Genomic DNA, 21,171 nt, shown 5'->3' with positions numbered 1-21,171 from the left:
AATTTATGTCTGAGTCTTTTGCCTTTTTTAATAATTCAGTTCTTTTCTGGAGTTTATTATCATGTTTACTAGTTCAATTTTTAAAAATCGTATTCAATTTCTTTTCAACTGGAGAGATAAGATTTGGAATTATGTTCGAGACAGGTGGTATGCCTTCAAGTCATTCCGCCTTAATAACTGGTGCTTCATCTGGTATAGGTTATGAATTAGGATTTGATAGCTCAATATTCGCATTGGCAGTTGCTATCGCACTCATAGTTATGTATGACGCTAGTGGTGTTAGAAAATCAGCAGGAATTCAAGCGGCAGAAATCAACAAACTATCAAAGAAACTAGACCCTCAAGTTGAATTACTTTTAAAAGAAACCCTAGGCCATACAAAAATTGAGGTTTTGGTGGGAAGTTTTTTAGGACCATTAATTACTTTACCTGGAATGTTTTTTTTAGGTTCCCCTCTCAAGATATTTAATTCGATAATAAATTAAGAATCCTTTGAATAACCAACTTGGGTAGCATCTATGAAGTTTTTTGCAACTTCTGGAGTACTTGGCAAATGTAAGTGAACCCAACTTGCATGCAATTTATTATCAAAAACGCCTTCATTTTTGTATTCAGTTTCCCAAGATTTAATTTTCCATGGGGAAGAGAGTTTTTTCTGATGCTCGTTTTTTTTTAAATCAAATTCAGATAAATTATTTTCAATTTCCCAATAATGAAATTCGTGTCCTCTAATTAATTGATTTTGTTTAATGATCGGAGTGTCTTTTAAACCCTCAATGTATCTATAACCTACCGATAGATTACCTTTTTTTGAAATAAAAGGTAAGATACCACTCATTTTATGATTATTACCATTTTCATCTTTTATGAAATCTCCTAAAATCATCATCCCTCCGCACTCTGCATATATAAATCCATTTTTGCGGAATTTCCTTAATGAATTTAAACTTTTTCTAGAGTTACTGATTTGATCAGCATATTTCTCAGGAAATCCCCCAGGAATGATTAAAGAAGAAGCCTCATTAGGAATTTCTTCATCATCGTAAATACTCCATGAAATTAAAGGTATTCCAATTTCACTCAAAAACTCCTTAGTTTCCGGGTATTGAAAATGAAAGATTTTATCTTCTGCAATTGCGATAGGTTTTCTTTTGTCAATTTTAAAATCTTCAAAACTAAGAGAATTATATATTTTCTTTTGAGGAGATCTCAGGAATTTACTTAGAGAAAATACATCAAGATTTCTTTCGGCAAAATTTGCAAAATAATCAACATCAATCTCTTTACCATTATCCAATGGAGAGATCAAACCTAAATTAGCTTTTTTTAAAGATATTCTTGAATCAGAGGGTAAAAAACCAAGGATTTCGATATCTTCATTTTTAAAAACATCTTCGATTAATTTTCTATGTCTATCTGAATTAACGTTATTAAATATGATTCCTGCTATCGACAACTCACTATCAAAATCTCTGAAACCTCTAAAAGTCGCCAAAAGAGAAGCTACTTGTCCTCTAGCATTAACAATGAAAATTACTGGGGTATTGAGAAGTTTAGCAACATTTGCTGTGCTTGAACTAGTTGTCGAACCTAATCCATCAAAAAGACCCATTGCTCCTTCAATTAATGTGAATTCATATTTCAAAGAATGTTTTAAAAAACTTTCTTGAACCCATTCATCACCACTTAAAAAAATATCTAAATTCCTACAAATAGGTTGACCAATGCAACTCAGTTGTTGTTGATCAAGATAATCTGGGCCAACCTTAAAAGTTTGAATCTTTATACCTTTTGAAAAAGCCCAACAAGATATCAAAAGCGATAAGGTAGTTTTCCCACTATCTGTTGAAGGAGAAGATATTACGCAAGGCATTTATTGGTTTTTAAAATCATTAAATATTTGAAGAGCTATTTTAATAGCATTTTCAAAAAGAGGACTTGTATTCCCTCTACTACTCCCTAATAATTTACTAACATCAAACTCCGATGAAGAAAAAGAATTTGGAACAACTTGTTCTATTAATTCCATATTAGCCATTCCCCCTGCTTCGAGTCTCATGCATTCCACTGACTCACATCCAAGTATTACACAAGTGTTATTTTTTTGTACATCACTAATTTTTGAAACCAACCTCAGTCCAATAACCTGTCCTAAATGAATACTTGGATTCCCCAAAGGCAAAGGATTAATAGATGTAGAAATTTTTTCACCATTAATTCTTTCAAATTCTATTTGTGTTGATTCTTTTTCCCTTTCAACTCTTAGAAAAGACCAACCAAGTTTATCGCTAATCCAAGAGATCAAAAACAAAGCTTGAATCATATGATCTCCTGCGATATCAATATCAATATCAGTAATATGATCTAAAATTGGTCTCCTCGATGGCGGATCAAAAATCATCGCCAATGATTCCCTCCAATTTTTCAGCCTAACCCAATTTAGATCATTAATAGCTTTATTTGATTTCTTTAACTTATCTAAAACTTTTAAACATCTTTTAGGAGATCCAAGAGCAGTATCAATTATTAACCTTAGGCCATAATTAGTAAAGTATTCGAAAATTTCAGGTGATTCATCTAAGCTACCATTCCACCACAACCAAGAAGGTAATTCATCAATAGATAATTCATCAATTATTTTTAATCCTTTATGGGCTATTGAGTCAGAGTCCCCCCTAATAACAACTAAATCCCCACATATAGGTTGCATAGCTTGAGTATCACTTAATGGACAGTATGCGGATACAAAAGTTTTGATATCTGAATTTTTATTTAAAGTTGGAGCTAAAGTTATTAGTCTCCTTGGATTTAATGTACTTATTGATGATTCAAAAAATTGACCCCTAAAGTCTTCAAAGTCTATATTAGACAAATTTTCCTTCAATAATTTCAATAATTCTTCACTGTTAAGAGATGTAGTGATAGGTAGTCCTTCCTCTAGTATAAATTTTTTGGCTACTTCAATTATTTCTGGACTTAAATTTCCAGTAATTGGTCCATTTACTAATCCTTTTCGAACTAAACATTGTTCTAACCAGGCAGGCTGCCAGACCATTAATGTAAAAGTATTAGCTCCTGTGTTATCGTTATCTTCTGAAATCCATAACTTATTGAGGTAATTAGAAATTTCTTGATAAGGAAGCTCTAAAGGGGTTTGGAGTGTTAATTGAGGTTTCATTTTTAAGGTCTGCGCCAGAAAATATTATCTTTAGAAAGTAATTGATCAGACTCAGGAGGGCCCCAGGTCATAGATTCATAGTTATAAATAGGTAACTTCCAAGGAGAATTATCCATCAATTCTATTAATGGAGTATAAAGTTTCCACGCAGCCTCTACTTCATCACTTCTTGTGAATAAAGTTGGATCAGAAAGCATTGCATCAGCTAATAATCTTACATACCCTTCATCTGAGGGTTCTCCAAATGATTCATCATAAGAAAACTCCATCTCAACAGGTCTGGATTTCATTCCAGAACCAGGCGACTTCACCTCGAATTTAAAAGTAGCTCCTTCATTTGGCTGAATTCTTAGAACAAGTTGATTTGGTGCAGGATTTATTATTGTTGATTCAAATAAATGAACCGGAACGTCTTTAAAAGTTAAGACTATTTCTCCAAGTCTTTTGGGTAGTCTTTTCCCTGTTCTCAAATAAAAAGGTACCCCTTGCCAACGCCAGTTATCAATGAAAACTTTTGTTGCTATATAAGTTTCTGTAGTGCTATTACAATGCACACCATCTTCCTGCCTATATCCTTTGAGTCGATTTGAAACATTTCCTCCCTCTCCATATTGACCTCTTATGCAACAATTCCATGGTTCATTTTCGTCGGCAAGTTTTGAAGCTTGAAGAACCTTAGCTTTTTCATTTCTTATAGCTTCTGGTTCGAATTTCCCAGGCGGTTCCATAGCAGTAACAGCAAGCATTTGAGTCATATGATTTTGAAGCATATCTCTTAAAGCACCCGAGCTTTCGTAATAACCTGCTCTATCTTCAACACCTACTGTTTCAGATGAAGTAATTTGAACACTTGAGATGTAATTCCTGTTCCAAATTGGTTCAAAAATAGTGTTAGCAAACCTCAAAACAAGAATATTTTGAACTGTCTCTTTACCTAAATAATGATCAATCCTATAAATTTGACTCTCTTCAGCACAACTTTGAACAATCTTGTTCAATTTTTTTGCACTTGAATAATCTCTTCCAAAAGGTTTTTCAATTACTAAACGACTTTTCTTAGGGTCATCTAAAAGGCCAGCTGCTTTAAGAGCTTTACATCCACTTGCATAGAAATTCGGTGATACCGATAAATAAAATGTTCTATTTCCATGAGTAGCTTGTGTTTTATCAATTTGATTTAATATTTTAGAAAGCCTTACGACATGATCACTTTGTTGTAAGTCAACTGGTACATAGAAAAGATAATTTGAGAATTGTTCCCAGTCCTTTTCTTTCCCAGATATTTGATTGGAGAGCTTTACTTTCATCTTTTCTCTAAATTCACTATCAGTCCAAGGTCTTCTTGCGCAACCAACTATTCCAAATTCACTAGGAATTCTTCTTTGCAAATAGAGTTCAAATAAGGCTGGTATTAATTTTCTATGAGTAAGGTCTCCACTAGCACCAAAGATTACTAAACATTGTGGAGATATGACTCTTTCCTGCCGTAAACCTAATCTAAGAGGATTACTTAAAGTTGAAGGCATATTTTTAATATTCTTATTTTTAAAATCCTCCTTTTTTCTAAGAATAGCTACATATTGTGTCTAAACCAAAAAGTATCTCGAAGATTAAACCTTAATTCCAATCTTAGATGGTTAGTAAGTTTCTACGTGCCATCTTCCTGCTTTTTTTAATTTTGGCCTTAATTCTGACCAGTTCAATCCTTTTTCTTCTGCCGCCTTAGTCATAGCTTCATCTATTCCAGGCTCCATACCCTTCAATCCGCAAAGATATATGTGTGTCTTCTCATCTTCAATCATATTGAAGAGCTCATTTGCTGATTCTAAAACTCTGTCTTGAATATACATTCTTCCACCTTTAGTATTTTGTTGCTCACGACTAATAGCTTTTGTATATTTAAAATTTTCTGGATAATCAGTTAGATACCTTTGAAGATCTTCTTCGTATAATAAATTAGCTGATTTTGGGGCGCCCATAAATAACCAAGCTTTACCTTTAAAATTCCAGCTATTTTTTTCCTTTTCAGTTGCTTCAAACATTCTCCTTAAATAAGCTCTCATAGGGGCTATTCCAGTTCCAGTAGCTAACATAACAATATTCGCGTCTTCTTCTTCTGGTAAAAGCATTTCTTTACCAACAGGACCGGTGATTTTAACCTTATCTCCTGGTTTAATATCGCATAGATAAGTAGAGCAAACTCCATCTATAGTCTCTCCATCCTTTTCGTATTGCAGCTGCCTTACACATAATGAAACAGTATTGCCCTCGAAATTATCTCCATGCCTAGTACTTGCAATTGAATAAAGTCTTAACTTATGAGGTTTACCGTTAGCATCTTCACCCGCAGGCATAATACCTATACTTTGACCCTCAACATAATTTAAAAAAGGATCACTATCTTTTAAATCAAAAGTAATATGATTTACTCTACCTATAGCTCCCTCTTTTAGAAGACTGTAATTTTCTATTACAGTTCCTTCATAGGGTGTCTTTGGTCTATAGATATTAACTGGAACATCAGCGTGTTTTTTCTTCATAGATTTTTTCTCAATATTATTAATTTCCTTGTTGTTGAGAGGTTCTGTTTTTATTTCGGAACTATCTGAAACTTTTTTTTGAACCACAACTTTTGCTTCAATTTTTGTTGGCGCTGCGCTTTTCGCTTTTATTTCGGGGTTTTCAACTTTCTTCTCAACCTTCTTTGGTTTATTTGCCTCAGCATATTCTATGGCTCTTTTGTTAAAAAAAGTCATGATGAAGTAAAAAATACCGATCAAAATTGGGATATGAGCTAATCCACCAGCGATAACTTTTGCTTGAGAGTAAACCATTTTGTAAGCTTCTTTATATATGAGATTATCAATTTGTAGTTTAATTTGTTGTGATTTTACAAAAATGGTTACGTTTTGAGATCGGAATAAATAAATAAAATTATTTTTATTTTTCAGTATTTGTTGTTTTTATCAGTATAGTTACACAGAAATAATTTTTTATCTAATTAAAAAATTGATTTATGATTAATCCTCAAGAATCAGTAAATCATTCTAAAAACAATGATTACAGGACAATTGAGCAAACGATGGAAAAGCTTTCTGGCGGGACAAGGAGACTTGCTGCTCAACTTACAACTTCTGCAAGTTTAGATTCTTTATGGAATGTTTTAACAGATTATGATCGACTAAATCTTTACATACCGAATTTATTGTCAAGCAAAAAAATATTTCATAAGAATAACAATGTCCACCTAAAACAAGTCGGTGCTCAAGATTTCCTAGGCATGAAATTTTCAGCTGAAGTAACTATCGACTTATTTGAAGATAAGGAGCTTGGTCTTTTAAAATTCAATTTAATTAAGGGAGATTTCAGAAAATTTGAAGGTAGTTGGAAAATTCAAAATATTAAAAATACTTCAAATAATTCATTAATTTACGATCTAACTGTTCAAGGTTGTCAGTGGATGCCAATAGGGATGATTGAAAAGAGATTAAAAAAAGATCTTTCAGAAAATTTGATTGCGGTTGATAGGCAAGCAAAATTATCAAGAAATTAATTTAAATTGTAAATAATAGCCCCAAGGGGATTCGAACCCCTGTCGCCTCCGTGAAAGGGAGGTGTCCTAGGCCTCTAGACGATGGGGCCAGGTAATAAGCATAACAGCTTATTAAAAATTAAGAGTAAGGCTAGCCTTTCGTCAAGTATTGTTGCTCTTTGTTTTGTCCTTGCCATACAGGAACGGTGAAATGGAAGCAAGAACCGACACCAATTTCAGATACAACCCATATTCTTCCTCCATGAACTTGTACTATTCTCCTGCATACAGACAACCCAATTCCAAATCCTGAAGTTCCTTCAGAAGTCTGTGGGAGCCTAACTCTATCCAAAAATATTCTTTTTTGTTCACTCAAAGGAATTCCTGCACCTTTGTCACAAATTGTTATTTCTACCCATTGATTTGTCTTATGGATCATTGTAATTTTTATAGATCCAGCGTCTTTAGAAAATTTAATAGCATTCTCAATTAAATTTAGGAATACTTGCCGCATTCTTCTTTGATCTGCAAATACACTTGGCAAATCTGATGGGATATCAGTATCAATTTCAATATTCCTTAATCTCCATAGTTTTTCTAATTCGAGTATGGCTTCAGCACTAATATTACCTAAGTCAATTTTCTGAGGATTAAATAACGCTTCCCATTTTGTTGTTCCAACCTCTAAAAGATCCTGAGATAAGAGTTCAATTTCTTCTAGGCGCCTTTTAATTACCTCTTGAAATTTTGAAATATCTATTTGTCCAAGTTTTTGACTTTGGACAGCCAAAGTGGCGGCAGTTAATGGAGTTCTTAATTCATGTGCGACCATTCTTAATAACCTTTCTTGAGATTCTATTCTTTTTGTTAATGTCTCATTTTCTTGTCTTAAAACAAGAAGTTCGTCTTCTAGAAGAAATTCTTTTTGAGTTCTTATTGAATCAATTTTGGATGGTTGCAAATTAATCCCTAGATTTTTTGTTAAGCCTTCCTGCGTCCACCTTGGCAGCCATTTCTGCAACTGAGAGAAAATATTACTTCCAGCAAATATTTGCTTTGGAGCTGGGGAAATCTTAATAAGAGCGGGTATAGCCACTAGTCTATGTAGTTCAAGTAATTCTGGCTGTTCTGTGGGCTCAGAAATCTGAAGAGATATCTCAAATTCACAATCATCTGATTCTAAATAAGCTATCAGAGACTTAATATCATTACTAGAAAGTTGAGTCCTAGCTGCTACAAGTATTAATTTTAGCTCTTTTTTATCATTCAAATGATTTTCCCTGAAGTGTTGAAAAGCTGTTAATCCTTATAAACACATTAAGATATTTATATTTATTCTACAGATAAGCTATGAAATAGATGAGTCATATTTATATATGGTTGTTATTAATCATAAGAAAAATCTAGATTTTGGTGAAAATAATTCTCCAGAAATTAGTTTAAATAGTAATTTAAAAAGGTGGTTTTCAAGAAATATTGGTATTTGGAAATCTAATAGATCATATTTTCTTGATGAAGGACAAAAAACTTATAATTTATGCATGAATTTAAATATACAAGCTCTTAAAAATAAATCTGAATGGGAGTCGCACTATAAATTCACCTGGTATCCAGAAAGGAAATATAATTTTTTTGAAGAGAATCCCCAATATAAAGAACAAGGCGAAATGCATGCATTCTTAAAGGGACACCAACTTATTAGGGGCAAATTTTATTTAAGTAATGATGGTGGCATTTCAAATATTAAGCAAGTCGATGAACACGAAATGATTTTTGAATCTTCTTATCAAGATTGGTATATTATTGAACATACAAGACTAGTAGATTCGGATAATTATAGATTCAGGGTTATATATTCATGGAACAAAAATAAACTAAAAATAGTAGAGAATCATCACGAAATAAAAATTATTAAGTAAGTACTTTTTATCAATTAATATTAAAAGTAAAAATGTTATCTTGTAGTAAATATTATTAGTTAATGGATATTAATTTTCATTCAAAAAGGTTTCTCAAATTGTTAGGTATTAGTCTTATTGTACCCATTACACTTTTTGAGATTAATACAATTAATAAACAAATTAAAGCCGAAAAAAATTTAATTGCTGCCTCAGAAAAAGATCTTTTCTTATACAGGCAAATGGGGGCATCTTATCTTTGTATAGCTTCAAAAGCTGAAATAGATTTCAAAAAAAGTCTTGGCGTTGCCAGCGCTACTTTTGCAAATGTAATAATTGGCAAGCATGGTGGGGCTATTGAAGAATTAGGAAATAAAAAACTAGATGAAAAAAGATTATATAACGCAGGTACATTTCAGATTATTGGTAGTGCACTCAATATTTGTCCTGAAAGTGTTCCAAAGAATATAAAAAATGATTATGAAAAAAGGTTAAAACAATTTATAAAGGAAAGCAAAAAATAATTTTATTTATTACCTAAACATTGAACTAACAGAACTTTCTTCATGAATTCTCCAAATAGCTTCACCAAGCATATTTGCTACAGAAAGAACTTTTAACTGTGTGAAATTATCTTTAACAAGAACTGGTATGCTGTTGGTCACAATAACTTGTTCAAATAAATCTTTTGTACTTAATCTTTCATAAGAAGGAGGAGAAAATACAGCGTGTGAAGCACATGCAAATATTCTATTAGCTCCTTCTTTTTTTAATAAATGAGCTCCCGAACAGATTGTCCCCCCCGTGTCAATCATATCGTCTATAAGAATAGCCGTTTTACCTTTAACTTCACCAATAACCGTTAGACTTTCAGCTATATTATGAGCTGATCTTCTTTTATCAATTATTGCTAACGGAGCATCTTTCATTAATTTTGCAAATGCTCTTGCTCTAGCCACCCCGCCTACATCAGGCGAGACAACTACAACTTCATCTAAATTTAAAGATTCTAAATAATCAATTAATACGGGCGAACCGTAAATATGATCACATGGTATATCAAAATAACCTTGTATTTGAGCAGAATGTAAATCCATAGCAAGAACTCTATCGACTCCTGATTTCTCTAGTAAATTAGCAGTGAGTTTCGCAGTTATAGACTCTCTTCCTGAAGTCTTTCTATCTGCCCTTGCATATCCAAAATAAGGAATTACAGCCGTAATTTGTCTCGCAGATGCCCTCTTACAAGCGTCAACCATTATCATAAGTTCCATTAAACTATCGTTTACAGGAGCGCATGTAGGTTGAATCAGGAAAACATCGCAACCTCTAATAGATTGCTGAATCTGAACATAAAGTTCTCCATCAGCAAATCTTTTAGATATTAAAGGTACATTTTCAATCCCTAAGTATGATGCAATTTCTTCAGCTAATTTAGGATTTGTCGTTCCACTTACTAGCCTTAATCTACTATTAGTTAGATTAAAATTAGATTCATTATTCTGCACTGCCGTGATAAAACTTGTCACGAAATTAGCAATATAAAACTATATTCTTATCGTAGTCGTTTATTGGAATTTCGCAAAAGATAATGACTAGATCTTTTCAAAAGTCATATCTTTTAAGCAAAATGTAAAATAAAGTCGATTAAAATCAGAGTTCATTTATAAATCAGCCAAATAAAACTTAAATAATTATTTGTCAATTAAAAAAAATTTGTATATCGTTGAAATTAAAGGATTAATAACAATTTAGTTGTAAAGATTCAAAATATAATTAAAAAATGACTATTCAAACAGTTCTTACAAAAAAATCATTAGGCATACTTATGCATCCTACATGTATACCAGGAGGAAGATTATGTGGAACTTTTGGTAGAGGAGCTAAAGAGTGGATAAAAAAGCTTCACAAGCATGGGATCGAATACTGGCAATTTTTACCTCTCACACCAACTGACTCTAAAGGATCGCCATATAGTTCACCATCTAGTTTTGCACTGAACCCATGGTTTCTTGATATAGATTTTTTAATAGAGAGAGGTTTTATCTTTATTTCTAATAAAGAAGAATTAGGACCTACAAATAACAATAAGAATTATTTTAATTTTGAGGAAGCAGATGATTTAAAAAAAAAATTAGGTCGCCTCCTTTTGCAAGGTTGGAGTTCCCAATCTCAAGAGAGAAAACTTGATTTTCATAAATGGAATAGTGAGAATTCATGGGTTGAAGATTATGCAACATTTATTGCTATCAAGGAGGAATTTAATATGTTGCCTTGGTGGCAATGGCCTCAAGAATTTAAAATGAAAAATAATAAGTTCTTAAAATCATGGATTAATAAAAAAAGTGAAAAGATCCTTATTGAAAAATTAATACAGTGGCATTTAGATGAGCAATGGAGAACTATTAAAAACTTTGCGAAAATATATGGTATTAAGTTAATTGGAGATTTGCCCTTTTATGTCTCTAGAGACAGCGCCGATGTATGGAGTAATAAATCATTATTTTCAATTTTTAAAAATGGAGATTTAATCTTTCAAAGTGGTGTTCCACCAGATTATTTTTCATCAACAGGACAATTATGGGGTTCCCCTACTTACTTTTGGTCAAGACATAAGCGCACTAATTTCGATTGGTGGAGAAAAAGATTTAAAAGGCAGTTTGAACTTGTGGACTTGTTGAGATTAGACCATTTCAGAGGGTTAGCAGGTTACTGGAGAGTTAATGGCTATTCTAAAACAGCAATTTGCGGCAAATGGATAAATTCTCCAGGAAGAACACTTTTAAATAAACTAAAAAATGATTTAGGATCTGACTATCTACCAATAATCGCGGAGGATCTTGGAGTAATAACGTCTGATGTAGAAAAATTAAGGAAAAATTTTGAATTGCCAGGGATGAAAATATTACAATTCGCTTTTGATGGGAAAGAAGATAACCCATATTTGCCTAAGAATATTAAAGGAGAAAATTGGGTTGTTTATACAGGAACTCATGACAACTCTACTTCTATCTCATGGTGGGAAAGTTTAGATGATTTAAACAAAAAACGAATTAAAGATGAGTACAATTTTTCAGAAAATCCTTCACTGAGTTTAATAGAAATAGGTATGAAAACAAATGCCAATCTCTTTATCACTCCAATACAAGATATATTATCTCTAGATGATTCAAGTAGATTCAATATACCAGGCACTACAAAAAACAACTGGAGATGGAAATTAAATCGAACTTTAGAAGAAATAGAAAACGATCTTAGAACATTTAGTAAGCTAGGAAATGATTATGGGAGAACAAGAAAATAGGGTCTTGTTGAAGATTATTTATCAATGATTTTATTTTCAATATTTTGAATCTCAATAACATTTACATTCAAAATAAAGTATCTTTTTAATATAAACACAGTTAGAACTAATATAAAAAAATACAAAAGTGTTCCTTGCCAAGTATTTATAAGATCAAATTTGCTTAAGAGAAAATCCTTTTTTTCTTTCTTAAAAGTTTCTCTTTCTCTAATTGCTAAATCTAATAGTGTATTTTTTTTAAAAACTAAGCATTCCTCTAATTTAATTAATATAGATCTTATAAAGGGATACTTAGGTCTAATATTTTTATTATTATTTTCAATAGAAAATATTGTTCGTTCAGGAATTTTTGATATCTGTGACAATTCTGTTATTGTTAGATTCTTATGGATTCTTGCCTCTTTTACTAACTTTGCGATTTCTATATACTTATCGACTACTTCATAATTAGTGCCTATATTCATTTCATATTTTTTATTAAATAAAAAAAGATTTTTCAAAATATTCATCCTATATTTCCAAATTAGTTAATTCGTTGACTACTCAATTTTTATAAATAAGTAATTTATTAAATTTTAATAAATAAAAATTCATAAGTAAATTTATTAGATATAAAGATAAAACTATACTGTAGAAATAATATTCTGAACTGCACTTTTTGCAATATTTAAAGGGCTAAAAGTATCTCTAATTAAACCTAAGAGTTTTTTAGCATCAGTAAATTCTAATTTGTCATCTTTAATAAGGCTTAAAAGAAGATTTTTCCTAACTTCGGATCCTTTTTTACTAACAAATAATTTCAATCCAGCATTAGCAACTGGTATTAGATCTGAATTGATATTTTCAGAATCTTTAAATAAAATATTTAGTAAACTTTCAACTTTTTCTATTTGTATTCTACCTTTTTTATCAAAAACGACTTCTAATAGAATTTCTAAAATCTCATCAGAATTATCAGTAAGTAGTTTCTTAGCTATATAAGGATATGCGATTTTTAAAATTTTAAATTCAGGATCTAATCTAAGTGCCAAGCCTTCTTGACTAACAACTGCTCTTATTATCAAAGCAAACCTACTAGGTACTCTAAATGGATAAGAGTACATTAGTTTTGAGAATTTATCCGTTACATTTTTAAGATTAAAATTGCCAACCTCAGCGCTTAGAGATCCTCCTAAAACATCTTTTAATGGTTCAACAAGTTTATGAAGATTTTGTTCTTTGGTTAAGAAACCTAATTTCTGAAAATCTTTTGCAAGAAGATAATATTCATCATTTATTATGTGAACAATGGCTTTAATAAGAGTGAGTCTATCTGAATTTGTAATTGTATCCATCATTCCGAAATCTACATAAGCTAAATTTCCATTATCTGCATTTCCCCCTTTGAGAGCAAACATATTTCCAGGGTGTGGGTCAGCATGAAAATATCCATATTCAAATAATTGCTGCAGACCACTGATTACACAAGTTTTTATAAAAGAGGCAGGTACCAAGTTATTTTCCTCCAATAAAGCCCTATCTCTTAATTTGACTCCATCAATCCAAGAGGTTGTAATAATTTTCTTTGATGAATACTTTTTTTCCAATTTAGGGATAAAAACATTTGGGTTATCTTTGAATAAATTTGAGAACTTCAAAGCATTTTCACCCTCTTTTTCATAATCAATTTCATCAAAAAGCGCTTTCCCAAATTCATCGATTATTTCTCCAATCCCAACACCAATATTTAATGGTAGGGTTGGAGATAAAAAAGTTGCTAAAAACCTTAAAATCACAACATCTCTTCTTATAAGAAAGTATAAATTTGGCCTTTGTACTTTTACAGCTACATAAGTATTGATTTTTGTTTTTGCTTTATAGACTTGTCCTAAGCTTGCCGAAGCAATAGGACTTTCAGGAAACTCATCAAATAATTCATTAGGTGGCGCACCAAGTTCGTCTTCAATAATTTTTAAAGCAATTTTGTGATCAAAAGCTGGGAGATTATCCTGTAAATTGGTAAGTTCTGTAAGCCAATCTTGTCTAACAAGATCCGGTCTAGTTGAAAGTGCCTGTCCTAATTTTATAAAACAAGGTCCTAAATCTGTTATTACATCAAAAAGATATTTTGAGAGATTTTTTTGTACATTTTTATTTTTACTGTTACCTTGAAAAAGTATTCTTAAAAAAAGAAAAACAAAAGTTAAAAGGATATATAAAACTCTCGGGATGAAAATCCATGGTCTCAAAATCAACCAAATTAAGTCACCTTTTGCTGAGTATTGAGAGTAATACCTTGTCATTTAAGTTAAAAAATATCAAAGAAGGATTCTTATTAGTCCATTCTATATATGCCAATAATACTTTATGAGCATTTCATCTTTTCTAACTAAAAAGTTTTTAAAGTCACTTTTCTTTCCCGCTCATAACAGAGGGGCAGCTTTACCCAAGAAATTAGTGCAATTATTAAAAAAACAACCGGGCTATTGGGACTTACCTGAACTACCAGAGATAGGCTCACCCCTATCCAAAAGCGGATTAATTGCCAAAACTCAAAGAGAATTCTCTGAGAAATTTGGGGCGAAAGGATGTTTTTTTGGAGTTAATGGAGCCTCAGGATTAATACAATCAGCGGTAATTGCAATGGCAAAACCTGGCGAAACTATTCTTATGCCAAGAAATGTTCATATAAGTGTTATAAAAATCTGTGCAATGCAGAATATACATCCAATATTCTTTGACCTTGATTCTTCATCAGAAACTGGTCATTACAAACCAATAACAAAAATATGGTTGGAAAATGTATTTAAAAAGATAAATTTTAATGAAAAAAAGATTGTAGGGGTAATTCTTGTAAGTCCCTCTTATCAAGGTTATGCAGGAGATTTAGAGCCCTTAATAGATCTTTGTCATCAAAAAAATTTACCCGTTTTAGTTGATGAAGCTCATGGTTCTTATTTTCTTTTTTGTGAAAACCTTAACTTACCAAAATCCGCTTTAGTATCAAACGCTGACTTAGTCGTACACTCATTGCATAAGTCGCTAAATGGTTTATCTCAAACAGCCGCATTATGGTACAAAGGGAATCTCGTAAATGAGCATAATTTAATCAATAGTATTAATTTGTTGCAAACTACTAGTCCAAGTTCCCTATTACTTTCTTCTTGTGAAGAGTCTATTAAAGACTGGTTAAATAAAAAAAGTTTATCAAAATATCAAAAAAGAATTTTAGAGGCAAAAAGTATCTACAAAAAATTAATCCAAAAGAATATTCCTCTGATAGAAACCCAAGACCCTTTTAAAATAGTATTAAACACCTCTAAGGTTGGAATTGATGGTTTTACTGCTGACAATTTTTTTTATAAAAATGGTCTTATTGCTGAATTACCAGAAATGGGGACTCTAACTTTTTGCTTAGGGTTTGCGAATCAGAAAGATTTTCCTAATTTGTTTGAAAAGTTGTGGAACAAATTACTATTAAATTCTAAAAATTTAAAAAGTTTAGAAGTACTCCAATCGCCCTTTAAACTAGTTCAAACAACCGAGATTGAAATTGGAATTGCTTGGAGAAGTGAGACTCAGATTATTTCTTTCTCTCAATCATTAAATAAAATATCAGGAGATATTATTTGCCCTTATCCTCCTGGAATACCTCTACTAGTCCCTGGAGAAAAAATTGACATAGATAGGTTTAATTGGATAAATAATCAAAGTTTGTGCAACAAAGATCTGGTAAATTTTAATATAAGAGTCATAAAACCATAGAAATTTAATATGAGATTTAGAAGCGGATTACTTATAGGAATATTTGGTTTAATTGTTGTTTTGTTAGGGGGGTGGTTTTTTACATTAGCAATAGCATTGCTTACTTATTTAGCATCATTAGAATTTTTTAGAATGGCAGAATTTAAAGGAATAAAACCAGCCACAAAAACCACATTGTTTTCATCATTCGTTATTATAATTACTACTTATCTTGAGACCATAGGGTTACTGGAAGGAGAGATATCAAATTCAATTTTGCCTATCTGTTCAGTTGGAATATGCACTTGGTTACTGTTACAACCAAAACCTGGAACAATTTCAGATATTGCTGCTTCTATTTTTGGATTATTCTATTTAGGTTTTTTGCCAAGTTACTGGATTAAATTAAGGGGATTAGAGTCAGTGATAATAAGTTCAAATCAGGGTTTGATTTCGTTTGAAAACTTATCAAATACATCGGGTCTTCATTTAACTTTAACTTCCTGTTTTTTAATTGTAGCTAGTGATATTGGTTCTTATTTCATAGGAAAGTCATTTGGTAAAAAATCTCTTTCTCCAATCTCTCCTAGTAAAACAATAGAAGGTTTAATTGGAGGAATATCCTGTTCAATTTTATTAGCAATATTTTTCACATTTTCACTGAATTGGGAAAATCCATTATTAGTTGGAATTTTATATGGAATTTTAATTTCTCTTATGGCATTAGTTGGAGATTTAATTGAATCAATGATGAAGAGAGATGCAAAAATAAAAGATTCCGGAACTTTTTTACCCGGACATGGAGGTATTCTTGACAGAATTGACAGCTACATTTTTACTCCATCTGTTTTGTATTACATTTTTATAATTCTAAAGTATCTAAATTAATTATGAAATTTTTTTATTCCAAAAAATAATCTTGGATAATTTTACTAGATAATAATGGTAAATCCATATGAGGAAGATGACCACAATTTTTCAACCCTACAAAATTTAATTTATCAATTTTTTTTATATTTTTAATCTCTTTTTTTCCCAGAATACGATCATTTTCTCCACATACTGTTTTAATTGGGATATTTTGGATGTATTTATGTGTCCCAGCAAATCCTCCACTTTTTGCAAATGATGCAAGTGAGTTCCTCCATCCTTTACAACCTAAATGAATTGAAGCAATTTGCTCTTCCATTTTACCCACGCATTCGTCTGGAAAAGCAAATGCTTGCCTGCAAAGACTTTTTCTTACCTGCGGTAATCCAAGAAATGAGGCACCAATTTGGTTAAGAGGAAAAGGGATACTCTTAGGTTCTCCGAACAATCCGGCGGGAGATAAAAGAATAATTTTATCTATTGAATTTGGGATTTCAAAAGCAAGTTTTAAAGCTACTGAACCTCCCATAGAGGCACCAATAATTTTAAGATTCTTTGTTATTTTTAAGGCCTTAAGGAGATCAATTAAATATGAAATTATTTTAGATGGATTGTATTCATTTGTTGCGCACCTTGGACTAAAACCAAAACCAAACAAATCAGGAACTATAACTTGGAAATTTATTTTTAATGATTGATATATTCTCCTAAACTCTAAAAAACTGCTGTCAAAACCATGAAGGAGAAGTATAGGTTGACCTTTTCCTCCGATAACTACAGGAAATTCCAAAGATTTCCATTTCTCATTGAGTTTGATCCACTTAACATCATTTGCTAAATAAAGCCCCAATGGATCTAATAGAGATAATTTGGCTCTCTCAAAAAATTCAACATTTAAATCTCTAAATTGTTCGAAATGGGATTTGTTAGTCAAAATATAATTATATTTTAATTTTTTGTTGTTCAAAATTTGAAATAACTTCAATTATATCTTGTTTACTAATTTCAAAAGGTAAAAAGTGAATTTCAGATTTATCTCTACAAGTAAAATCAGCAATTTTTTCTAAATTTTTATTTTCAAAAACATTAATTCCTAATTCTGAAATAGTAGTAGGCAAATTCAATTCTTTCATGAGTTCCAACAATTGTTTAATAGACTGCTCAGCTAATTTATTATTATTTTTCATTTCTTCAAGTCTTAATTGCAATAACAATCCAACTCCAACAATCTCGCCATGTAAGAACTTATTTGGGGTAACAATCTGAGTAATTGCATTATGGATAGCATGTGCTGCTGCTGTCCTACACTTTTCTCCTCCGATACCTCCAACTAATCCTGCTGTAAGTCCACATGCTTCTATAGTATTCCTCCAAGAAGAATTATTTTCAAACTGGCTCTTAAAGGCTTTTTCTCCATCTATTAGTAATTGATCTCTTAGAACTCTTGAAATCTGAATAGCTTGTTGAACAAGACCATCATTTATAGTTGAACTTGTTATTGAAGATTCATACCATTTTGCCAAAGCATCTGCTATTCCACTTGCGAGTGTTCTTAATGGAGCTGTTTGAATAAATTTATGATCGTAGACTAGGATTTTTGGACAAGATCTTAATGAAACATCCTCTATGAATTGGCCATTTTTTGTATAAATATTGGATAAAGCCGTCCAACCTGCACATGTAGAGGCACTAAGAGGCACTGTAATACAAGGGATATTTAGAGAATCTGCTATGTATTTCCCAGAATCTAGAACCTTGCCACCTCCAGCTGCGATAACAGAATCATGATTATTGTTTAAAATGATTTTCTTAACTAATGAAATATCTTCGTAACAACAATCAAATTGTAAAATAGCTGAACTGACACCAGGGATAAGATTTTTTAAGTCTCTAAAAATCTTATCTCTGATAATTTGCGTATGTACGCTTCTACCTAAAATTAATGGATTTTTAGTTAATTTAATAATTTGAGGTAAAGCTTTTTTCCAAGCATCACTCCCCCTAAAAATATTTTCTGGAGAGATTGACTGCATATTTACTTTGAATAACTAGAAGTTAGCACTTGCTAACTCTTGAGGAGATTCTTCGGTAGTGATACTAATTTTAACTTTTTTATTATCATCTACATCAACTAAAGCCTTATCGCCATCTTTTATTCTCCCCGAAAGAACTTCTTCCGCCAAACTATCTTCCAATAAGCGCATAACAGCTCTTCTTAAGGGTCTTGCTCCATAAGAAGGATTATAGCCTTCTTCAACAAGCCTTTCTTTGAAAGCATCAGTTACATTTAACTTGATACCTTTATCTTGTAATCGTGCAAAAACCTCTTGCAACATGATTTCGGCAATTTGTTTAACCTCATTTTTAGTTAGTTGCCTGAATACAATAATTTCATCAAGTCTATTTAAAAATTCAGGTCTAAAGTATTGCTTTAGTTCTTCATTAACTAGAGATTTTATTCTATTATATTGACTATCTTCAACAGAATCACCGGAAAACTCAAATCCTAAACCACCGCCACCTTTCTCGATCACCTTAGAACCAATATTAGAAGTCATTATTAGCAAAGTATTTTTAAAATCAACAGTTCTACCTTTGGAATCGGTTAATCTACCATCCTCAAGTAGTTGCAATAATAGATTAAATACATCTGGGTGAGCCTTTTCTACTTCATCAAATAAAACAACCGTATAAGGACGTCTTCTAACCGCCTCGGTAAGCTGACCTCCTTCATTAAAACCAACATACCCTGGAGGCGAACCTATAAGTTTACTGACTGTATGTCTTTCCATAAATTCTGACATATCTAATCTAATCATGGATTCTTCGCTAACAAAGAAATATGAAGCTAATGATTTAGTTAATTCGGTTTTACCAACACCAGTAGGACCTGAAAAGATAAAACTTGCAATGGGCCTATTGGGATTTTTTAATCCAACTCTTGCTCTTCTTATTGCCCTAGAAACAGCCTTTACAGCTTCATCCTGCCCAATTAATCTTTGGTGAAGTGTTTCCTCCATATTAAGCAGCTTGACTGATTCGGTTTCTGTTAATTTTTGAACAGGTACACCAGTCCATGATGCAACAATATTTGCCACGTCTTCTTCACTAACAAGAGGGTTTTGTAAGAGTTTTGAATCATTTTTAGACGAGTTATTCTCAATATCAGAATCTTCCTCAGCTGAAGAGTCTTTTTTATTTTCGAGCACCTCTTTAATTTTTGCGGACAACTCTATCTCTTTTTCTCTTAATTGGCCAGCCTGATCAAAATTTTGATCCCTTACTGATTCTTCCTTTTGTTTTTGGATTTGTCTTAATTCTTTGTCTATTTGTTTGGCTTCAGGTGGGAGTTTAGAATTTATCAATCGAACTCTACTTCCTGCCTCGTCGATAAGATCTATAGCTTTATCAGGTAGAAATCTATCAGATATATAACGATCTCCTAGATGAGCTGCAGCTTCTAGTGCATCATCAGTAATTTTTAGACGGTGATGTTGTTCATAACGTTCTCTAAGACCTTTTAATATTTCGATTGTATCTTCAATAGATGGTTCACCCACCTGTACCGGTTGAAATCTCCTTTCTAGAGCAGCATCTCTTTCAATATGCTTTCTATATTCGTCGAGTGTTGTTGCTCCAATACATTGAAGTTCTCCACGGGCCAATGCAGGTTTCAGAATATTTGCAGCATCTATTGCTCCTTCAGCAGCACCAGCACCTATTAAAGTATGAACTTCATCTATGACAAGTATTACGTTACCTGCAGATTTAATTTCTTCCATTATTTTTTTTAATCTTTCTTCAAATTCGCCTCTATACTTTGTTCCAGCGACCAAAAGTCCTATATCTAGAGTTAAAACTCTTTTATCTTCGAGTATGTCTGGTATGTCCCCAGTCTGTATCCTTTGCGCCAACCCTTCTGCAATAGCGGTTTTACCTACACCAGGTTCTCCAATAAGTACAGGATTATTTTTAGTCCTCCTGCCTAATATTTGCACTACACGATCTATTTCTGCTTGACGTCCCACCACTGGATCTAGTTTTGATTCACTAGCTAATTTTGTTAAATTTGTTCCAAATTCATCGAGAGTGGCAGTTTTTAAATTACCCTTACTAGAGTTAGCGCCTGAAGCAACTTCAGCTGTTTCACCTAACATCCTTATAACTTGAGTTCTTACTTTGCTCAGGTCAATGCTAAGATTTTCAAGAACTCTTGCTGCTACTCCCTCACCTTCTCTTATTAAACCTAATAAAAGATGTTCGGTACCAATATAGTTATGTCCCAGCTGACGAGCTTCCTCAAGTGATAATTCTAAAACCCTTTTAGCCCTAGGTGTAAAAGGTATTTCTACGGCTACAAAACCTGAACCTCTTCCTATTATCTTTTCTACTTCTATCCTTGAATCTTTTAAATTAACGCCAAGTGACTTCAGTACCTTTGCTGCAACTCCCGTTCCTTCTCCAATCAAACCTAAAAGAATTTGTTCAGTTCCAACGAAATTATGACCAAGTCTTCTAGCCTCCTCTTGAGCGAGCATAATGACTTTTATGGCCTTTTCTGTAAATCTTTCAAACATTAGAAGATTAAATTCCTACTAATAACCTACCAGTAATATGTGATTTTTGTGTTCAGAATGAGCTTTTGTGAATAGCCAAAAGTATATTT

18 protein-coding genes and 1 tRNA gene are annotated in these 21,171 nt (G+C 32.1%); 7 read left to right on the top strand and 12 right to left on the bottom strand.

Going from position 1 to position 21,171, the window contains the following annotated elements:
• The first annotated feature begins 5 nt into the window (after window positions 1-5).
• Entirely contained in the window at window positions 6-485 is a 480-nt protein-coding gene (locus EU92_RS04280; RefSeq protein WP_032514189.1) for a divergent PAP2 family protein, read from the top strand.
• Here the strand turns inward: EU92_RS04280 and EU92_RS04285 are convergent.
• The 4 genes from EU92_RS04285 to EU92_RS04300 form a co-directional block, all read right to left on the bottom strand.
• Window positions 482-1,873: a cobyrinate a,c-diamide synthase gene (locus tag EU92_RS04285; protein ID WP_032514190.1), complete on the bottom strand. Its 1,392-nt coding sequence runs from the start codon at window positions 1,871-1,873 to the stop codon at window positions 482-484. The two genes, EU92_RS04280 and EU92_RS04285, sit on opposite strands and share 4 nt — an antisense overlap.
• Entirely contained in the window at window positions 1,874-3,178 is a 1,305-nt protein-coding gene (locus tag EU92_RS04290) for a glucose-6-phosphate dehydrogenase assembly protein OpcA (protein ID WP_032514191.1), read from the bottom strand.
• A 2-nt stretch (window positions 3,179-3,180) separates the two neighbouring features.
• Window positions 3,181-4,704: a glucose-6-phosphate dehydrogenase gene (gene zwf / locus EU92_RS04295; RefSeq protein ID WP_032514192.1), complete on the bottom strand. Its 1,524-nt coding sequence runs from the start codon at window positions 4,702-4,704 to the stop codon at window positions 3,181-3,183.
• Window positions 4,705-4,815: 111 nt separating this feature from the next.
• Window positions 4,816-6,012 (bottom strand): FAD-binding oxidoreductase, encoded by a 1,197-nt coding sequence (locus EU92_RS04300; protein ID WP_032514193.1) that lies wholly within the window; start codon window positions 6,010-6,012, stop codon window positions 4,816-4,818.
• 182 nt (window positions 6,013-6,194) lie between these two features.
• Between EU92_RS04300 and EU92_RS04305 the strand changes: the two genes are divergently transcribed.
• Entirely contained in the window at window positions 6,195-6,731 is a 537-nt protein-coding gene (locus EU92_RS04305) for an SRPBCC family protein (RefSeq protein WP_032514194.1), read from the top strand.
• A 16-nt stretch (window positions 6,732-6,747) separates the two neighbouring features.
• Here the strand turns inward: EU92_RS04305 and EU92_RS04310 are convergent.
• Both EU92_RS04310 and EU92_RS04315 read right to left on the bottom strand, forming a co-directional pair.
• A tRNA-Glu gene (locus tag EU92_RS04310) sits at window positions 6,748-6,820 on the bottom strand.
• Window positions 6,821-6,861: 41 nt separating this feature from the next.
• Window positions 6,862-7,980 carry a histidine kinase gene (locus tag EU92_RS04315; RefSeq protein WP_032514195.1) on the bottom strand — a complete coding sequence of 373 codons (1,119 nt, stop codon included), beginning with the start codon at window positions 7,978-7,980 and terminating at the stop codon, window positions 6,862-6,864.
• Between the two features lie 106 nt (window positions 7,981-8,086).
• On the opposite strand from EU92_RS04315, the gene EU92_RS04320 reads away from it, so the two are divergent.
• Both EU92_RS04320 and EU92_RS04325 read left to right on the top strand, forming a co-directional pair.
• Window positions 8,087-8,629, top strand: coding sequence for a hypothetical protein (locus EU92_RS04320; RefSeq protein ID WP_032514196.1), 543 nt, complete (start codon window positions 8,087-8,089; stop codon window positions 8,627-8,629).
• 62 nt (window positions 8,630-8,691) lie between these two features.
• Window positions 8,692-9,132, top strand: a complete 441-nt coding sequence (locus EU92_RS04325; protein ID WP_032514197.1) for a hypothetical protein — start codon at window positions 8,692-8,694, stop codon at window positions 9,130-9,132.
• Window positions 9,133-9,141: 9 nt separating this feature from the next.
• On the opposite strand, the gene EU92_RS04330 is transcribed toward EU92_RS04325, so the two are convergent.
• Window positions 9,142-10,137: a ribose-phosphate pyrophosphokinase gene (locus EU92_RS04330; protein ID WP_032514198.1), complete on the bottom strand. Its 996-nt coding sequence runs from the start codon at window positions 10,135-10,137 to the stop codon at window positions 9,142-9,144.
• 254 nt (window positions 10,138-10,391) lie between these two features.
• Between EU92_RS04330 and malQ the strand changes: the two genes are divergently transcribed.
• The gene (gene malQ, locus EU92_RS04335; protein WP_032514199.1) at window positions 10,392-11,912 is read left to right on the top strand and encodes a 4-alpha-glucanotransferase; all 1,521 of its coding nucleotides are present in this window, start codon (window positions 10,392-10,394) and stop codon (window positions 11,910-11,912) included.
• Between the two features lie 14 nt (window positions 11,913-11,926).
• Here the strand turns inward: malQ and EU92_RS04340 are convergent, their stop codons facing one another.
• Window positions 11,927-12,421 carry a helix-turn-helix domain-containing protein gene (locus EU92_RS04340; protein ID WP_032514200.1) on the bottom strand — a complete coding sequence of 165 codons (495 nt, stop codon included), beginning with the start codon at window positions 12,419-12,421 and terminating at the stop codon, window positions 11,927-11,929.
• A gap of 114 nt (window positions 12,422-12,535) precedes the next feature.
• Window positions 12,536-14,194: an ABC1 kinase family protein gene (locus EU92_RS04345; RefSeq protein ID WP_032514201.1), complete on the bottom strand. Its 1,659-nt coding sequence runs from the start codon at window positions 14,192-14,194 to the stop codon at window positions 12,536-12,538.
• A 64-nt stretch (window positions 14,195-14,258) separates the two neighbouring features.
• Between EU92_RS04345 and EU92_RS04350 the strand changes: the two genes are divergently transcribed.
• On the top strand, window positions 14,259-15,656 hold the full coding sequence (locus EU92_RS04350; RefSeq protein WP_032514202.1) for an aminotransferase class I/II-fold pyridoxal phosphate-dependent enzyme: 1,398 nt from the start codon (window positions 14,259-14,261) through the stop codon (window positions 15,654-15,656).
• 9 nt (window positions 15,657-15,665) lie between these two features.
• On the top strand, window positions 15,666-16,523 hold the full coding sequence (locus EU92_RS04355) for a phosphatidate cytidylyltransferase (protein ID WP_032514203.1): 858 nt from the start codon (window positions 15,666-15,668) through the stop codon (window positions 16,521-16,523).
• A gap of 13 nt (window positions 16,524-16,536) precedes the next feature.
• Here the strand turns inward: EU92_RS04355 and EU92_RS04360 are convergent, their stop codons facing one another.
• The 3 genes from EU92_RS04360 to EU92_RS04370 are packed head-to-tail and all read right to left on the bottom strand — an operon-like array spanning window position 16,537 to window position 21,082.
• A complete protein-coding gene (locus EU92_RS04360; RefSeq protein ID WP_032514243.1) occupies window positions 16,537-17,439 on the bottom strand; it encodes an alpha/beta fold hydrolase in 903 nt (300 codons plus the stop codon).
• 7 nt (window positions 17,440-17,446) lie between these two features.
• Entirely contained in the window at window positions 17,447-18,538 is a 1,092-nt protein-coding gene (locus EU92_RS04365; protein ID WP_032514204.1) for an iron-containing alcohol dehydrogenase, read from the bottom strand.
• A 15-nt stretch (window positions 18,539-18,553) separates the two neighbouring features.
• Complete coding sequence (locus EU92_RS04370; RefSeq protein WP_032523561.1) at window positions 18,554-21,082, bottom strand: ATP-dependent Clp protease ATP-binding subunit; 2,529 nt, start codon at window positions 21,080-21,082, stop codon at window positions 18,554-18,556.
• Window positions 21,083-21,171: the final 89 nt, after the last annotated feature.

This window comes from Prochlorococcus marinus str. MIT 9107 (assembly GCF_000759855.1).
GTDB classification, from domain to species: Bacteria; Cyanobacteriota; Cyanobacteriia; order PCC-6307; family Cyanobiaceae; genus Prochlorococcus_A; species Prochlorococcus_A marinus_N.
This window is presented reverse-complemented; position numbering and strand designations above follow the sequence as displayed.

Bases quoted from the DNA above. Each gene is read 5' to 3' on its own strand.
- EU92_RS04280 (WP_032514189.1), top strand. From the start codon at position 6: ATGTCTGAGTCTTTTGCCTTTTTTAATAATTCAGTTCTTTTCTGGAGT.
- EU92_RS04285 (WP_032514190.1), bottom strand. From the start codon at position 1,873: ATGCCTTGCGTAATATCTTCTCCTTCAACAGATAGTGGGAAAACTACC.
- EU92_RS04290 (WP_032514191.1), bottom strand. From the start codon at position 3,178: ATGAAACCTCAATTAACACTCCAAACCCCTTTAGAGCTTCCTTATCAA.
- zwf (WP_032514192.1), bottom strand. From the start codon at position 4,704: ATGCCTTCAACTTTAAGTAATCCTCTTAGATTAGGTTTACGGCAGGAA.
- EU92_RS04300 (WP_032514193.1), bottom strand. From the start codon at position 6,012: ATGGTTTACTCTCAAGCAAAAGTTATCGCTGGTGGATTAGCTCATATC.
- EU92_RS04305 (WP_032514194.1), top strand. From the start codon at position 6,195: ATGATTAATCCTCAAGAATCAGTAAATCATTCTAAAAACAATGATTAC.
- EU92_RS04320 (WP_032514196.1), top strand. From the start codon at position 8,087: ATGGTTGTTATTAATCATAAGAAAAATCTAGATTTTGGTGAAAATAAT.
- EU92_RS04325 (WP_032514197.1), top strand. From the start codon at position 8,692: ATGGATATTAATTTTCATTCAAAAAGGTTTCTCAAATTGTTAGGTATT.
- malQ (WP_032514199.1), top strand. From the start codon at position 10,392: ATGACTATTCAAACAGTTCTTACAAAAAAATCATTAGGCATACTTATG.
- EU92_RS04340 (WP_032514200.1), bottom strand. From the start codon at position 12,421: ATGAATATTTTGAAAAATCTTTTTTTATTTAATAAAAAATATGAAATG.
- EU92_RS04345 (WP_032514201.1), bottom strand. From the start codon at position 14,194: ATGACAAGGTATTACTCTCAATACTCAGCAAAAGGTGACTTAATTTGG.
- EU92_RS04350 (WP_032514202.1), top strand. From the start codon at position 14,259: ATGAGCATTTCATCTTTTCTAACTAAAAAGTTTTTAAAGTCACTTTTC.
- EU92_RS04355 (WP_032514203.1), top strand. From the start codon at position 15,666: ATGAGATTTAGAAGCGGATTACTTATAGGAATATTTGGTTTAATTGTT.
- EU92_RS04365 (WP_032514204.1), bottom strand. From the start codon at position 18,538: ATGCAGTCAATCTCTCCAGAAAATATTTTTAGGGGGAGTGATGCTTGG.
- EU92_RS04370 (WP_032523561.1), bottom strand. From the start codon at position 21,082: ATGTTTGAAAGATTTACAGAAAAGGCCATAAAAGTCATTATGCTCGCT.